Below are 15,343 nucleotides of genomic sequence, written 5' to 3' on the forward strand. Positions count from 1 at the left end.
GGCGGCATGCAGAAGACGAACTTCCTATTTTGCAAAGCACAGCTCGCGGCTTTAGCGGCCGCAGTCCTTCCGTTTTTTCTATTTCCGGCGGCAGCAACGGCTGCCCAATCCGCTCATCCCGAAGAAGCCTCTGCGCAGTACACCGGCTTTTCCATGGGAACCTTCATTCAGGGCAGTTTCTACGCCAAAGATCAAAAAACGGCGGATGCATTGCCCGCGCGCTTTGAAAAAGCTCTTTTTGCCTATGAAACGCTTTTTACCGTGCATGCCGCGGGTCCCATGACGGAGTTAAATAAAAAAGCGGGTGAATGGGTTGTAACGGACTGCCGCATCACGGATGTGATGGATCAGGCAAAAGCGATTGCCCGGGCTTCAGAAGGCGCGTTTGATCCCACGATCGGCCCGGTTGTCAACGTCTGGAAAATCGGGTTCGGGGGCGACAAGGTTCCTTCGGACGCCGCGATTGCCGAAGCCAAAAAGCACGTCAACTGGCGGGGCATTGAAACCGAGAGGCGCGAAGACGGCACCTGCCGCGTGAAAATCCGCGCCGGGCAAAACATTGATCTCGGCGCGATCGCCAAGGGCTGGATCGGAACGGCGCTCACGCAGGACTTAAAAAAAGCGGGTGCGGTGCGCGCAATCGTCGATCTGGGTGGCAACGTTGCATTGCTTAACAGTGCCCCTTCCGGGCGCGCCTGGCGCGTGGGCGTGCAGGACCCGAAGGCTGACCGCGGCGAAACGCTCGCCGTCATTGAAGCGAAAAACGAATCGGTGATTACGTCAGGGGACTACGAGCGCTACATGGACGCCGAGGGCAAGACCTACGGGCATATTCTCTCCGGCAAGACCGGACGCCCGGTGCCCGTGTCCTTCAGTTCCGTGACGATTGTGGACGCTGACGGCGCCAAAGCCGACGGCTGGTGCACGGCGCTTTTTGCCATGGGGCGCGAAAAAGCGCTTGCCTACCTCAGAGAGAACCCTGAAATCCGGGCGTTTTTACTGTCACCGGACGAAAAGACCGCGTGGGTGAGTGAGGGGCTTGCGCCGCGTCTTACGCTTCTTGCGCCCGACGTAAAGCTCAATATCCTCACACGGGCAGCATCGGCCCAAAAGTGAGAAAATTAACAGAATGGTTTTTTTAACGAAACGAAGCGAGAGAAAGAGTCATGACTGACGTGACAAACGAACAGGCACGTACCGTCCGCGACATGATTGAGCCCGCCATTATGAAGGCAGGCGGCTGGGTCAACACCCATGCGCATGCGGACCGTGCATTTACCCTGTCGCCTGAAATTCTGGAAATGCGCCGTACCTGCACGCTGCAGCAGAAGTGGGACGCACTTGATCGTCTGAAGGCTGAATCCACGGAAGAAGATTTCTACCGTCGTTTCAGCCTTTTCTTTGAATTGATGATCAAGCAGGGCTGCAAGGCCTGCGCGACCTTTGTGGACATTGATCCGCTCACGCAGGACCGCGCCATTAAGGCCGGTTGGAGAGCGCGCGAGCACTACAAGGATCAGATCACGGTGAAGTTTGCCAATCAGACTCTGAAAGGCGTGATTGATCCTCAGGCCCGTCACTGGTTTGATATCGGTTCTGAGATGGTCGACATCATCGGGGGGTTGCCTAAGCGCGACGAACGCGACTTCGGGCGTGCCGCCGAAGCTTTTGACATTTTGCTCGGGACCGCCAAAGCGCAGGGCAAGATGGTGCACGCGCACGTGGACCAGTTCAATCTCTCAAGCGAATACGAGACCGAGATGCTTGCTCACAAGACGATTGAGCACGGCATGCAGGGGCAGGTTGTTGCGATTCACGGTATTTCAATCGGCGCACACTCCAAGATGTACCGTCAGCGGCTCTACAGCCTCTTAAAGGAAGCCAAGGTCATGATGGTCTGCTGCCCCACGGCCTGGATTGATACGGCGCGCACCGAGTCGATCGGCCCGATGCACAATTCGATGACGCCGGTGGATGAGCTTGTTCCGGCAGGCGTCACGGTGGCCTTGGGGACTGATAACGTCTGTGATGCCATGGTGCCCTGGAGCGCAGGGGATATGTGGCACGAACTGCAGCTTCTTGCCACCGGCTGCCGCTTTGATGACTTTGATGCCCTGGTGAAAATTGCTACCGAAAACGGCCGCAAGGCTCTCGGTCTGGATAAGGGAGAGTAACGATGGCGCACAAATTTAAGCCGAGCTACACAAGCAGCATCGCGGAAGACATCATGGCCGAGCGCCTCATCCGCGCCAAGGCCGTGGAATTTCTCACCGAAGAGCCGATGCGTCTGAAGTCCGGTCTCATTTCGCCGGTCTACGTCGATAACCGCAAGCTTTTCTACTATCCGGAAGCCTGGAGCGATGTCATCGAAACGATGGCAAGCCGTGTGGAGGAGTTTGATCTCTCCTTTGATATTGTCGCGGGCGTTGAGGCCGCGGGTTCGATGCACGCGGCGGCGCTCGCCTACCGCCTGCGGCTGCCCGCCATCATGGTGCGCCGCGAAGCCAAGACCTACGGCAACCGCTCGCGTATTGAAGGTGGGTGCGTGAAGGGTAAGAACGTGCTGCTCCTTGAAGACCACATCTCGACGGGTCTTTCCTGCCTTGACGCAATCAGAGGGCTGCGTGACGAGGGTGCCACTGTCACCCAGGTGATGTCGATTACGAATTTCGGGATCCCTGAGACCGTGAAGCTTTTTGCCGAAGACGGGCTTACCACCTTTGAAGTGATTGCCTTTAATAAGGTCGTGAACAAAGCCCGCGAGATGGGCAACATCACGCCCGAAGAAGAAAAGCTCGTGCTTGAGTGGCTCAAGACCCCGTGGACCTGGGCAGCGATGCACGGTAAGGTCGCCTCGGCCCGCGAAAACTGATTTTCGCGGGTTGTACGCGGCGCAAGCGGTCGGAGACGGTCTGTTTCCGGCCGTTTTCTTTTTTTTTGCGTGTGACAGAGTGCAACGCTTAAGCGCCGCCCGTGCGGTGCTTCGCTAGACTCGCGGATACCAAAAAAATTTTCCGGAATTAAACATGTCTCTTTTGGATGATATCCGCGCGACTGCAGCCGAACTCACAGCCTGGCGCCGTGACTTTCATGCGCACCCTGAAATCGGGCGCGAGGAAAAGAGGACCTCTGCGGTTGTGGCCGAGAAACTTAAAAGCTTCGGGCTTGACGTGCACGAAGGCATCGGCGGCTACGGGGTTGTGGCGGTTTTAAAGGGCACAAAGGGCGAAGGGCGCGCGATCGGCCTGAGAGCCGACATGGATGCGCTGCCGCTTACCGAAGAAACGGGCTGCGCCTACGCCTCTCAAAATAAAGGCACAATGCACGCCTGCGGGCACGACGGGCATATGACGATGCTTCTGGGCGCGGCGAAGTGGCTCTCGCAGCACCGTGACTTTGCCGGGACCGTGAACTTTATTTTTCAGCCCGCTGAAGAAGGCCGCGGGGGCGCGGAAGCAATGCTCGCGGACCGCCTCTTTGAGCGCTTCCCGTGCGATGAGATCTACGGCATGCACAATCAGCCCCGGGCAGCCTCGGGGACCTTTGTGGTGCTCCCGGGCGCCGCCATGTCGGGCGCCGACTTCTTTGAAATCACGATTACCGGGAAAGGCGCCCACGGCTCAGCACCCGATAAATCGGTTGATCCCGTCTACGCCGGGAGCCTTCTTGTGCAGGCGCTGCAGCAGATTGTGTCGCGAAACGCCGATCCCGCGGAAACGACGGTCGTCAGCGTCACGAAGTTTCAGAGCGGCTTTGCCTGCAACGTCATTCCGGAAAAAGCGGTACTGGGCGGCTGCACGCGCTTTTTTGATGCCCAAACAGGTAAGAAAATCTGGTCGCGGATTGAGGCCGTCTGCGCGGGTATTGCCGCCACGACGGGGGCAGACATTGCCGTGAAGGTTGTGGCGCGGGCGCCGGTTTTAACGAGCACTCCGGAAGCGGTTGCCGCGATGCGCGAAGCGGCCCGCCGCGTGGTCGGAAGCGAGCACGTTGTGACCGAAGGGCGCCCGGAGATGGCAAGCGAAGACTTTGCCTTCCTGCGTCAGAAGGTTGCGGGCGGTTTTGCCTTTATTGGTAACCGGAATCCGGGGAGCGACCACGTGCTGCACAGCCCGCGCTTTAACTTTGACGACACGGTGCTGCCCCTTGGGGCCGCGTATTGGGCGGAACTCGCGCTGTTGCGCCTTGGTGCTTAACAAATCTAAAGCCTAAAGCGGCTTAAAAGAAAAAAGAGGAGAAAGGCCGATGGCAACGATCATTTATCCGTCCCCCGTTTTTGGGCCGGTGAAAAGCCGCCGACTCGGGCGGTCGCTCGGCATTAATCTGCTTCCCGAGGACGGTAAGGTCTGTAACTTTGACTGCATTTATTGTGAGTGCGGCTTTAACGCCGATACGCTTCCGAAAAAAAAGCTCCCCGCGCGTGAGTTCGTGAAGTCAGAACTTAACCGCCGCCTCAAAGCGATGAAAGAGGCCGGTGAAACGCTTGATGCGCTTACCTTTGCCGGTAACGGCGAACCCACCTCACACCCGCACTTTGCCGAGATTGCTGAGGACGTCAAGGCCCTGCGTGACACATGGTTTCCCGAGGCTAAAGTCTGTCTTCTCACAAACGCCACGCACCTTACGAACGACCGCGTTTTTGAAGCGGTGATGAAACTCGATAAGGCGTGCCTGAAACTTGATACCGTCGATCCTGACTACATCAATTTGGTGGACAGGCCGCAGTGTCGCTATGACGTCAATGTCCTTATTGACCGCATGAAGGCCTGCGGCGGAAAGTGCGTGATTCAGTCAATGTTTTTAAAAGGCGCCTGGCAGGGCGTGGACGTTGACAACACGACCGACAAGTACGTGCTCCCCTGGGTGGATGCGGTGGCCGCGATTAAACCGGCGGGCGTTGATGTCTACACGATTTCGCGCGATACACCGGATAAGGCCCTTCAGAAGGCAACCGACGAAGAACTCATGCGCATCGTGAACCTTTTAAGGGCAAGGGGCATTGACGCGCACGCGTTTGACTGACTGCAGTCATAGGCAAATTAACGGGTATGACCGGGATGGCCATTTTCGTGACATCACAGAATTTCCCGCAGGAAGCCCGGGGCTTGAGCCCCGGGAGGAATGCGGGCTTTCGAAATTTTTTAATCTTGGCCCAAACGCAGCCAAACCATGCACATAGTTTTCGCTTAAGGTATATTCAACCGCTATGAAATCGCGCACACCGTCCTTTGTCATCGAGCAGGGCCTGAAAACCGGAGAGGATCAGGAAAGTGCGCTGGAGACCTACTTCTCCGATGCACGCCAGCTCTTCAATGCTGTTCTTGGAACGGCAAAGAAACGCGTGCGCGCCATGAAAAGCACTGAAGCATGAAAGCTCACGGCCGCTATGCCCAAGGGCAAAGACCGCAACAAGCGGTTTAAGGAAATTCAGAAGTCCGCCCGCCTTTCCGAGTATGCCCTGCATGATGTCGTGAAAGAGCACCGTGCCAAGGGCGGCTTTACAAAGCGCATCGGCATCAACGAAGCGCAGAAAATTGCCACACGTGTCTGGCAGGGCATTGAGCGCCGGCTGCTTCATCAGGGAGGTCAGCCGCGGTTTAAGAGTGCTAAACGGGGCTTGCGCAGCGTTGAGGGAAAATCAAACAAAACAGGGTTGCGTTGGAAGGCCAAGACGTGGACGCTCGAGGTTCTGGATCTGGTGATAAAGGCTGAAGCCCCGGATGCCTGGCAGAAAGAAGCTCTTTTTTCAGCAACAGATCCGTCCGGTTTTAAGCGTGTCAAATACTGCCGTCTTGTCCGGCGGATGATCCGCGGCCGTATGCGCTACTTTGTTCAGCTCATTGTCGAAGGCGTACCGCCCGTCAAGCACGTTTATGCTCCCAAGGATCTCAAGGTGGCTGTTGACCCGGGCCCGAGGACCATGACTTTTTACAGCCCCGAGTGGCAGCAGAAGATTTTGGTGAGCGCGGGCACTGTCTCTCAGGAAAAGGAGATTGCGCGTCTTTTACGTGCCATGGACCGCTCCCGCAGAGACACGAATCGGGAGTGCTGCAACGCGGACGGCACCGTTAAAGCCGCCGGAAAAAAGATTGTCTGGAAGGAATCCAAGACCTATAAGGCAACAAAGGCAAAACTTGCGGATCTGTACCGCCGCCAGGCGCAAACCCGTCGTTGCCTGCACGGCGAAGTGATTAACCAGGTGTTCGGCCGGGCCGGCACCGTCATTGTGGAGAAGAACTCATACAAAGCATTTCAGAGAGCCGGATACGGTAAGAGTTTGGGCAAAAGCGGTATTGCAGGATTGATAACCCGGATGACAAGTAAGGCTGAAAGCGCCGGCTGTTGTGTGGTGAAAGTCAGTCCCCGGAAACTGCGCCCGAGTCAGCACGATCCCGAAACGGGAACGTACCGTAAGAAGGCTCTTTGGGAGAGAAGTCATCAGTTGGGAGATACGGGCTGGTACATGGACCGCGATGTCGCGGCCGCCATGAACCTGTATTTTGCGGATCCCGCCACTGACAGCTACGATCTGAAGGCTGAGCAATCAGCGCTTGCGAGGCACAAACAAGTCTCAGGGAACGCCGGATCGATAGTGCAGTACAAACCAGCGAATCGGCAAGACGAAGCAGTCCTTCGCCGGAACCGACGGATCGAGCTGATGAAGCCCGTACCCGTAGAGCGGTTGCGTTTTAAATGTTCCTGTGGTGCAGGGGACGCTCGGGCAGACAAGGCCTCAAAAACCTTGGCTGTTACGGGAAAGCCTGCACCGTGTCAGGAAACCCCGCGCTTTCAAGCGCGGGTTGTTTAGCATGATTTCGGTGAAGCTGAACATCTGCGGATGAAAGACGCCGCTTCGGGCGATTTCCATCATGCCCGAAGAAAAGGTGGCGCCGAGCATGACGCCTGCGGCCGCGACCCACATCGTGGTGCGGAAAGAGGCAATGCGGCAGCCTAAGGCCGAATTCAGAAAATTGACGGCGTCGTTACTGACGCCCACAAAGAGGTCAAAAAGGGCTAAAGCCCCCAGAAAGACCAGCAAAACAAGGTAGTACTCTTGCATTTTTGATTTGATTCCCGTTTGGTACGGGGCGCAGTCTGAGGCGCGACTGTGACAAAATGCCTGAGTTTTCATGACAAAACCGTGACAGTGCAACACAAAAACGGTTTCGCAGGCGGCTGAGGTCTTGTAAAATGGCGTCCGCATCGCCCGGAAGGAAACTTCGGGCTTTGGTTAACGTAAGGCCGCTTCGGTTCTCCGCACCGTCTGTGGCCGGGAGTCAAACAATATGTCGCATATTGCCGCGTACCCTCAGACGCATCGTTTCTGGGGACTTATCTCAGCTGTCCTATTTATCCTCACGATTCCGCTCGGCAACTGGGTGGTCATGAATGTGGGGCTTGTCTGTCTCAAGGACGGCCCCTGCCTGGTGCCGGTTCTGCCCGGTCTCATGGCGCCGTCGGCTGTTTTGCTCGCGGGCCTTGCGCTCGTTTTGCGTGACGCCGTGCATCACTGCCTCGGCACACGCTGGGCGTTTTACTGCATTTTGGCGGGTACTGCGCTTTCCGGCTTTTTAAGTGACGCAAGCCTCGTGATCGCTTCCTGCGCGGCCTTTCTTTTTTCTGAAACGGCTGACCTCATTGTCTACACGCCGATGCGCCGGCGTTTTCCGGCCTGGGCGATTGTCGCGTCGGGCTTTGCCGGAAGCGTTGTCGATTCGGTTCTCTTCCTCTCGCTTGCCTTCGGGTCTCTGGACTACGTTGCAGGGCAGGTGATCGGAAAATTCGAAATGAGCCTTTTGGCCGCGTTAATCATCGTGACAGTCAGAGGCTTACGACGCGCGCCTGTTCAAGCATAAAAAGCCCTGATTAAGGGAAAAGCGGCAAAATGGCGGCAGATAACAGACGGCAGCCGGCATAAACCGGCCGGTTTGCCGCTTTCGTCCTGCGCACTGACAAATACAACAACGCGTGAACTGCTTTTCTCTTACCTGCCCGCCGGGCAGCCAAGGTCAAAACATGCCTGAAGTAAATCCCAAAGAGACGCTGGTGCTCTTGGTTAACACGGGCTCGCCCGCAGCGCCCACCAAAGAGGCGCTTAAAACCTATCTTGCGGAATTTTTGGGAGATCCCCGCGTCGTGGAAATGCCGCGGCTTTTGTGGCTTCCCATCCTGCACGGCATTATTCTGAGAAAACGCCCTGAAGCCTCGGCCGCGCGCTACAAAACCGTGTGGACGGAAAAGGGTGCGCCTTTGGTGGCGGTCACCGCTGAGACAGCAGAGGCCTTGGAAAAAGCGTTGGGTGAGGGCTGGAAAGTGCGCTGGGCGATGCGCTACGGCACACACCGGGTGGTCGATGAGCTTCCGAAGTTTTTGGATGAAATCCGGCCCGAGCGTCTGGTTGTTCTTCCCTTGTTCGCGCAGTTTGCAACGCAGACGACGACCGCGGTTTATGACGCTGTGGAAGCCGTGCGCAAAAAGCACCCCTGGCGCGGCAAGACCGTGAGCATTCAGCACTATCACACCAATCCCGCCTACATCCGTGCTGTCGCCGACGACGTGCGGCGCCACTGGGCTGCCGTCGGGCCCCTGGGTGAAAAAGGAAAGCTTCTCATGAGCTTTCACGGCATTCCTCAGGCAAGTTCCGACCGCGGGGACCCGTATGAAGCGCAGTGCAGGGAAACGGCACGGCTCATTGCCGAAGAACTCGGCTTACCGGCAGATGCGTGGACGCTCTCTTTTCAGTCAAAGTTCGGGCGCGCAAAGTGGCTTGAGCCCGCGAGCATTGATACCGCAAAGCGCCTGGCCTCTGAAGGGGGTGAGCGCCTTGACGTCGTCTGCCCTGGCTTTGCCGCGGACTGCCTGGAGACCATTGAAGAGATCGGGGACGAATTAAAGGGAATCTTTCTGGCTGCGGGCGGAAAGACCTTCCACTACATCCCCGCGATGAACGCGCAGCCCGAAGCGGTTGCCGCCTACGCCGCCATCGTGAAAAGCGCCGTTGCCGGGGCTTGAAAAACCGGCAGAAAGCCTCCATATTGCCTGATACAGGTAATGAATTTTTCGGAGTCCACTTAAAAAATGGCCGACATGAACGAAAAACCGACGCAGCAGTCGGAAACCCAAGCCGCGGAAGAATTAAAGAAAGCGGCTGAAGCCAGTGACGCCGCGGGCGGCTGCGGCTGCGGGTGCGGTTGCACCTGCGGTGAAAAGCCGCAGGCTGAAGCCGCTGAAGTCAAAGCTGAGGTTGACGAACTCACCAAGGCCACAAAGGCCCTTGAGGAAGCCAACGCCAAGGCCGCAGAACACTACGACCTTTACGTGCGCGCCGTCGCTGAAATGGACAACACGCGCCGCCGCTGCGCTGAAGACGTGCAGAAGGCTCAGAAGTTCGGGATTGAAAAGTTTGCAAAGAACCTTCTCCCGGTTGTCGACAGCCTTGAAAAGGCGATTGAAGTGTCCGCTAAAGACGCGGGCGCTCTGCGTGATGGCATTTTGGCCACCCACCGGCAGCTTGTGCACGCTCTGGAAATGAGCGGTATGCGCGCAATCGACCCCAAGGGCGAGAAGTTTGATCCCAACACGCAGCAGGCGATTGCCATGGTTCCCGCAACCGAAGGTAAAACCGCCGGGTGCGTGGCGGAAGTCTTTCAGCGCGGCTGGATGATTCACGACCGCGTGCTGCGTCCCGCGATGGTAAGCGTCGTTCAGGGCTAAGCGTCAATCTTAGGTTTGACGGCAGAAGGCATCTTTCTCAAAGGGAGGGTGCCTTTTTTGTTGCCCGGCGTTCGTGTCGGGCCCTGCGGCGGCGGGGCCGGGTGTCGCTTTTTCGAGCCATTGCAACAAAACGTTTTTCCGCCTGTTGAAAAAAATCACCCCGTCCCCATATAGGGCTTATCAGCCGATGGGGCTTGGCCCCGAAGGCGCAACAAGTTTTAAACAGCACGCTGTGCCGGTTGCCGTCAGTTAAGGTAAAAAACGGTAGCTGCGGTGCCTGAGGTTCGTACTCAGCCGTGGGCATCAGGCACGCACAGGGTGCAGACAAGAGGATGAGAAACAAGATGTCAAAGATTATCGGTATCGACCTTGGGACAACCAATTCGGCCGTTGCCATTATGGAAGGCGACAAGGTTCGCGTCATTGAGAACTCCGAAGGCGCCCGCACAACGCCCTCGATCGTTGCCTATCTTGAAAACGGTGAGATTCTCGTGGGTGCGCCCGCAAAGCGTCAGGCTGTGACGAACCCCAAGAACACGCTCTTTGCCGTGAAGCGCCTGATCGGCCGCCGCTACGATGATGCGGAAGTCCAGAAGGACATCAGCCGTGCGCCCTTTAAGATCGTGAAGGCTGATAACGGCGACGCCTGGGTGCAGGTTCTTGCTGACAAGAAGTTGGCTCCGCAGCAGGTTTCCGCTGAAGTTCTCCGTAAGATGAAGAAGACCGCTGAGGATTACCTCGGTGAGCCCGTGACGGAAGCCGTGATTACGGTGCCTGCGTACTTTAACGACAGCCAGCGTCAGGCAACTAAGGACGCCGGCCGTATCGCGGGTCTGGAAGTCAAGCGCATCATCAACGAACCGACGGCAGCCGCTTTGGCCTTCGGTCTGGATAAGGCCGGCAATTCCGACCGCAAGATAGCGGTCTACGACTTGGGCGGCGGCACGTTTGATATTTCGGTGATTGATATCGCCAACGTCGACGGTGACAAGCAGTTTGAAGTGCTCTCCACAAACGGCGATACGTTCCTCGGGGGCGAAGACTTCGACCAGCGCCTCGTCACGTACCTGATTGACGAATTCCGTAAGGACACGGGGTGCGACCTGAGTAAAGACATCCTCGCCCTGCAGCGCTTAAAGGACGCCGCGGAAAAGGCCAAGATTGAACTCTCGAGCCGTCAGGAAACGGAAGTGAACCTGCCCTACATCACGGCAGATGCCACCGGTCCGAAGCACATGAACATTACGGTGACGCGTGCGAAGTTTGAAAGCCTCGTCGAAGACCTCGTTCAGCGCACGATTGAACCGGTGAAGAGGGCTCTGGCTGATGCCAAGGCCGGCACCTCGGATATTTCCGACGTGATTCTTGTGGGTGGCATGAGCCGTATGCCCCGCGTGCAGGAAGTGGTGCGCGAGTTCTTCGGTAAGGAACCCCGTAAGGACGTGAACCCCGATGAAGCAGTGGCTATCGGCGCTGCAATTCAGGGCTCGGTTTTGACCGGTGACCGTCACGACGTGCTGCTTCTTGATGTGACGCCTCTGACGCTTGGTATTGAAACGCTGGGCGGCGTGATGACCGCGATGATTAAGCGCAACACCACGATTCCGACCAAGCACTCGCAGGTGTTTTCGACCGCGGAAGACAATCAGCCTGCCGTGACCATTAAGGTCTACCAGGGTGAACACCAGATGGCGGCTTCGAACAAGCTTTTGGGTGAATTCAACCTCGAAGGGATTCCGCCTTCTCCGCGCGGACTGCCGCAGATTGAGGTGACCTTTGATATTGACGCCAACGGCATTTTGCACGTGAGCGCCAAGGATAAGGCGACCGGTAAGGAAAACACGATCACGATTAAGGCAAGCTCCGGTTTGTCCGAAGACGAGATCAAGCGCATGGTGGCTGACGCTGAAGCCAACAAGGCTGAAGACCAGCGCCGCTTTGAGCTCGCGCAGTCGCGTAACACCGCGGACGCCTCGGTTGCACAGGTTCAGAAGATGCTCAAGGACCTGGGTGACAAGGTCGAAAGCGCTGACCGCGCTGCCTGCGAAGAAGCGGTCAAAGACGTTGAAGCGCAGGTCAAGGGCGAAGACAAGGCCGCAATCGACAAGGCCGTGGAGCGCCTGATGGCTGCCGCGCAGAAAGTGGGCGAAAAGCTCAATAAGGCAGCGGCCGCGCAGGCTCAGCCTCAGGCCGGTCAGGCCGCGGGCGCCGCGGGCGGCGAAGCCCCGAAGGGCGGCAATGACGACGATGTCGTTGATGCCGACTTCAAGGAAGTCAAGCACTGATAAGCACGGTGCGCGGGGTACGCAAGTGCCCCGCTTCAGACGCGGGCGGTGAGCCCTGCGTGAAGGTCGGAAGACGCTCATCCAAGCCCTTCCGGCCTTTCGTTTGTTCTACAGCACACGAGGGATTGTGTTAAAAAATGGCTGATCAGGATTATTACGAGGTACTGGGCGTATCCCGCGACGCCTCCGATGAGGACATCAAAAAAGCTTATCGGCGACTGGCCATGAAGTATCACCCCGACCGCAATAACGGTGACAAGGCGGCCGAGGAAAAATTTAAGCAGGTGGGTGAGGCCTACGCGGTCCTCTCCGACCCCCAGAAGAAGGCCGCCTATGACCGCTTCGGCAAAGCCGGCGTCGACCCGAGCGCCGCAGGCGGAGCGGGCGGCTTCGGGGGCTTCGGCGGTTTCGGCGGTTTCGGCCAGGGAGGCTTTAACGCCGGCGACTTCAGCGATATTTTCAGCGAGATTTTCGGTGGCGGTGCCGCAGGGCGCCAGGCCAGACGCGGACCTCGTGTCTACCGCGGGGCCGATCTGAGTTATTCCCTGGAAGTAACGCTTGAGCAGGCCGTGCACGGCATGAAAACGGATCTCAGGCTTCCAGTGTGGGAGACCTGTGACGAATGCGGCGGCACGGGCGCAAAGAAAGGCACCACGAAGAAACCCTGCCCGCACTGCCACGGTACCGGTACCGTCAACATGAGCAGCGGCTTTCTGCAGGTGCAGCAGACCTGCCCCTACTGTAACGGCACGGGTGAAATCATCACCGATCCCTGCCCGAAATGTAACGGCCAGGGGCGCGTCAAGAAAGTCACAACGCTTGAAGTCGAAATTCCTGCGGGTATTAACGACGGCCAGAGAATCCGCCTTGCCGGTAAGGGCGAACCGGGTGTAAACGGCGGCCCCGCCGGTGACCTCTACGTGCAGGTCATGATTAAGCCCCACGATATCTTCCAGCGTGAAGGCGACGATCTGCATGCCGACCTTCCGATCAGCTTTACGACGGCAGCGTTGGGCGGCGAAGTGTCCGTGCCCACAATGGACACGGAAACCCGCATCACGATTCCTGAGGGCACCCAGTCCGGGAAGATTCTGAGGCTGCGCGGCAAGGGCGTCCCCAACGTCCGCTCGCATGTGAAGGGCGACCTCTACGTGCACGTGTACGTGGAAACGCCTGTGAACCTCACCACGAAGCAGAAGAACCTCCTGAAGGAATTCGGTGCGTCGTTGTCTGAAGGGGGTGAGGACAAGCATTCCCCGAGAAGCACCGGCTTCATTGAAAAGATGAAGAAGTTCTTCGGCGGCTAATCTGCACAAGCCTTCGAAGCGGGAAAAGCGGATCTGAGTTTTGGGCTCGGGTCCGCTTTTTTGTGCGCTCGGCATGGGCGCGTTCTAAAGGGTGAAAGTCCCGAGTGCAGGGGGCAGCACCAAGCACATAGCCAAGAGCAAGGGGGGCCGCCGCGAGGCGGGATCTGAAGGAAGCCGGAGGCAAACCACTGACCTGACGTACAGAAACTGCATAAGGCATTCGAAGCAGGGTAAGCCTGCAAAACAAGATGAAGCCCGAAGCTACACGGAATCCGAGGTGTAGATGTAGCAGGTACATGGTGGGAAAGAACGCGTTCTTACCGAGGATGTAATGTTTTTTGTGTCCAGGCGATAATAGCGCTCCCGTAGGGCGCGAAAGGAATCACCGTGGCACACCGTACACCCAAAATAAACGACACCGTAAAATTTACCGACAAGCAACAGACCATTCTGAACGATGCCGTAGAGCAACTGATGGAAGCCGGCGGCTTAACGGCCTTAACGCAGGCTCATTTCAACGAGGCGATGAAGAGACGGCCCATAAATGGGCCAATACCCGAAAAGGCGCCTGGCGGGTTGCACACAGCCAAATTCTCTCGACCAAGCTGACCAATGGTATTCTGAAGAAGAATGGATGGTGTTGGCTCGGTATGCACCGAGTTAACGGTATGGGAAGGTAAAACTATGAAAACCGCCGTAAAACACTGCGTGAGCAGTGCCTACCAGATCGGTACGGGCGGTGGTGTGGAAGGACGGCGGGGCTTAGCCCCGCCTCCTATCCGATGGCCGCAAGGGACTGCTGCAGACAAAAAAGCCCGCTGGCGTTTTCCGCCGCGGGCTTAGGTGTAAATGCCTTCCGGTTAATCAAAGAAAAGCGGCAGCGTCCACTGTAAAAGCGGCGGAGCGATAAAGGCCGTCAGCAGGCCGCAAAGGCCCATGGCAAGGCCGGAAAATGCACCCGTATCGCGGCTCATCTGAAAGGCGGTTGCCGTACCCACGCCGTGCGAGGCAAGGCCGATTGAGAAACCGCGCACCGCATCGTTATGTTCTCTGAGAAGCGCCATCGCGGGCTTACAGATTAAAGCGCCCGTTACACCGGTGATCACGACGAGTGCCGCGGTCAGAGCCGGAATACCGCCCAAGTGCTGACTCACACCCATGGCAATCGGCACCGTGACGCTTTTAGGCGCCAGACTGATGACGGTTTCTTTGCTCGCGCCGAGCGCCGAAGCAATCACAATACCCGAGACAATCGCGGTACTCGCGCCCACAATGAGCCCGCAGGTTAAGGGGAGCCACAGTTTTGCAAGCCTCAGACGTTGCTCGTAAAGGGGCACGGCAAGCGCTACGGTCGCGGGTCCCAGCAGAAAGTTGATGTGCTGACCGCCTTCAAGGTAGGTTTTGTAGTCGGTGCCGGAAACCAAAAGAAGAGTCACCACAATCACGATGGCGGTCAGCAGCGGCGTGCAGATCGGCTTATAACCGCTCTTTTTATAGCCCCACATGCCGATGGCATAGGCAATAAGCGTTGCGGCAAGCCAAAGTGACGGCTCAGCCTGCTCACGCCTCCAGACTTCCTGGAGGATTTCCAGTAAAGAGGTAAGAAGTGAGTCCCACATGATGCGTTACCCCTGAATTTTCATCACTTTCATCACAATGCGGACCGTGATCGCCGTTGCGGCCATCGCCAGAAGCGTTGAGATGACAATGGAGGCGGCAATCGGCAGCCACTCGGCGGCAAGCCGGGCGCCGTGCTGCATGATGCCCACGCCTGCCGGCACAAAGAGCAGCGAAAAGTGCGCGAGAAGAACGTTAACCACCGGCAGCGTCTGTTGCAGAAGGTTGTCCTTGACCATCAGCGCAAAAAGAAAAAGCAGCATGCCCATCACGGGGCCGGGAATGGGCAGTCCCGTGACGGTCACGATGGCCGTGCCCGCAAGCTGAAAGAATAGAAGCAATGCAATGGTAAGAACCATGGCGTCAGTCCAAAAAGCCCGACAGAACAATCGGCCGGGCAGTTACATCGGGGAAAGCGGG

16 protein-coding genes are annotated in these 15,343 nt (G+C 57.4%); 13 read left to right on the top strand and 3 right to left on the bottom strand.

Annotated features, from left to right (window positions below; all coding sequences use genetic code 11):
• The first annotated feature begins 6 nt into the window (after positions 1–6).
• The 7 genes from NXF97_RS08335 to NXF97_RS08365 all read left to right on the top strand — a co-directional run bounded on the left by NXF97_RS08335 (position 7) and on the right by NXF97_RS08365 (position 6,808).
• The gene (locus NXF97_RS08335; protein ID WP_274955704.1) at positions 7–1,116 is read left to right on the top strand and encodes an FAD:protein FMN transferase; all 1,110 of its coding nucleotides are present in this window, start codon (positions 7–9) and stop codon (positions 1,114–1,116) included.
• A gap of 50 nt (positions 1,117–1,166) precedes the next feature.
• Entirely contained in the window at positions 1,167–2,174 is a 1,008-nt protein-coding gene (locus NXF97_RS08340) for an amidohydrolase family protein (RefSeq protein ID WP_022373545.1), read from the top strand.
• 2 nt (positions 2,175–2,176) lie between these two features.
• Positions 2,177–2,872, top strand: a complete 696-nt coding sequence (locus tag NXF97_RS08345; RefSeq protein WP_274955705.1) for an orotate phosphoribosyltransferase — start codon at positions 2,177–2,179, stop codon at positions 2,870–2,872.
• Positions 2,873–3,026: 154 nt separating this feature from the next.
• Positions 3,027–4,196, top strand: coding sequence for a M20 aminoacylase family protein (locus tag NXF97_RS08350; protein WP_274955706.1), 1,170 nt, complete (start codon positions 3,027–3,029; stop codon positions 4,194–4,196).
• Positions 4,197–4,245: 49 nt separating this feature from the next.
• Positions 4,246–5,022 carry a radical SAM protein gene (locus NXF97_RS08355; RefSeq protein WP_074009177.1) on the top strand — a complete coding sequence of 259 codons (777 nt, stop codon included), beginning with the start codon at positions 4,246–4,248 and terminating at the stop codon, positions 5,020–5,022.
• 184 nt (positions 5,023–5,206) lie between these two features.
• The gene (locus NXF97_RS08360) at positions 5,207–5,371 is read left to right on the top strand and encodes a hypothetical protein (RefSeq protein WP_274955707.1); all 165 of its coding nucleotides are present in this window, start codon (positions 5,207–5,209) and stop codon (positions 5,369–5,371) included.
• A 15-nt stretch (positions 5,372–5,386) separates the two neighbouring features.
• Positions 5,387–6,808, top strand: a complete 1,422-nt coding sequence (locus NXF97_RS08365) for a zinc ribbon domain-containing protein (RefSeq protein WP_274955708.1) — start codon at positions 5,387–5,389, stop codon at positions 6,806–6,808.
• Here NXF97_RS08365 and NXF97_RS08370 read toward each other — a convergent pair.
• A complete protein-coding gene (locus NXF97_RS08370) occupies positions 6,734–7,060 on the bottom strand; it encodes a hypothetical protein (RefSeq protein ID WP_338031945.1) in 327 nt (108 codons plus the stop codon). The two genes, NXF97_RS08365 and NXF97_RS08370, sit on opposite strands and share 75 nt — an antisense overlap.
• Positions 7,061–7,286: 226 nt before the next feature.
• Between NXF97_RS08370 and NXF97_RS08375 the strand changes: the two genes are divergently transcribed.
• The 6 genes from NXF97_RS08375 to NXF97_RS08400 all read left to right on the top strand — a co-directional run bounded on the left by NXF97_RS08375 (position 7,287) and on the right by NXF97_RS08400 (position 13,915).
• Positions 7,287–7,856: a VUT family protein gene (locus NXF97_RS08375; protein ID WP_022373551.1), complete on the top strand. Its 570-nt coding sequence runs from the start codon at positions 7,287–7,289 to the stop codon at positions 7,854–7,856.
• A gap of 160 nt (positions 7,857–8,016) precedes the next feature.
• Positions 8,017–9,012, top strand: a complete 996-nt coding sequence (hemH, locus tag NXF97_RS08380; RefSeq protein WP_274955709.1) for a ferrochelatase — start codon at positions 8,017–8,019, stop codon at positions 9,010–9,012.
• Between the two features lie 66 nt (positions 9,013–9,078).
• Entirely contained in the window at positions 9,079–9,714 is a 636-nt protein-coding gene (grpE, locus tag NXF97_RS08385) for a nucleotide exchange factor GrpE (protein WP_074009176.1), read from the top strand.
• Positions 9,715–10,058: 344 nt separating this feature from the next.
• Positions 10,059–11,999 (top strand): molecular chaperone DnaK, encoded by a 1,941-nt coding sequence (dnaK, locus tag NXF97_RS08390; protein WP_274955710.1) that lies wholly within the window; start codon positions 10,059–10,061, stop codon positions 11,997–11,999.
• A gap of 137 nt (positions 12,000–12,136) precedes the next feature.
• Positions 12,137–13,306 carry a molecular chaperone DnaJ gene (dnaJ, locus tag NXF97_RS08395; RefSeq protein ID WP_274955711.1) on the top strand — a complete coding sequence of 390 codons (1,170 nt, stop codon included), beginning with the start codon at positions 12,137–12,139 and terminating at the stop codon, positions 13,304–13,306.
• A gap of 387 nt (positions 13,307–13,693) precedes the next feature.
• Complete coding sequence (locus tag NXF97_RS08400) at positions 13,694–13,915, top strand: hypothetical protein (protein WP_274955712.1); 222 nt, start codon at positions 13,694–13,696, stop codon at positions 13,913–13,915.
• 251 nt (positions 13,916–14,166) lie between these two features.
• Here NXF97_RS08400 and NXF97_RS08405 read toward each other — a convergent pair whose 3' ends face one another.
• Together NXF97_RS08405 and NXF97_RS08410 are read right to left on the bottom strand one after the other, a co-directional pair.
• Positions 14,167–14,925, bottom strand: a complete 759-nt coding sequence (locus tag NXF97_RS08405) for an LrgB family protein (RefSeq protein ID WP_274955713.1) — start codon at positions 14,923–14,925, stop codon at positions 14,167–14,169.
• A gap of 6 nt (positions 14,926–14,931) precedes the next feature.
• On the bottom strand, positions 14,932–15,282 hold the full coding sequence (locus NXF97_RS08410) for a CidA/LrgA family protein (RefSeq protein ID WP_022373038.1): 351 nt from the start codon (positions 15,280–15,282) through the stop codon (positions 14,932–14,934).
• Between the last annotated feature and the right edge of the window lie 61 nt (positions 15,283–15,343).

This window comes from Duodenibacillus massiliensis (assembly GCF_928721995.1).
Classification (GTDB): Bacteria; Pseudomonadota; Gammaproteobacteria; order Burkholderiales; family Burkholderiaceae_F; genus Duodenibacillus; species Duodenibacillus massiliensis.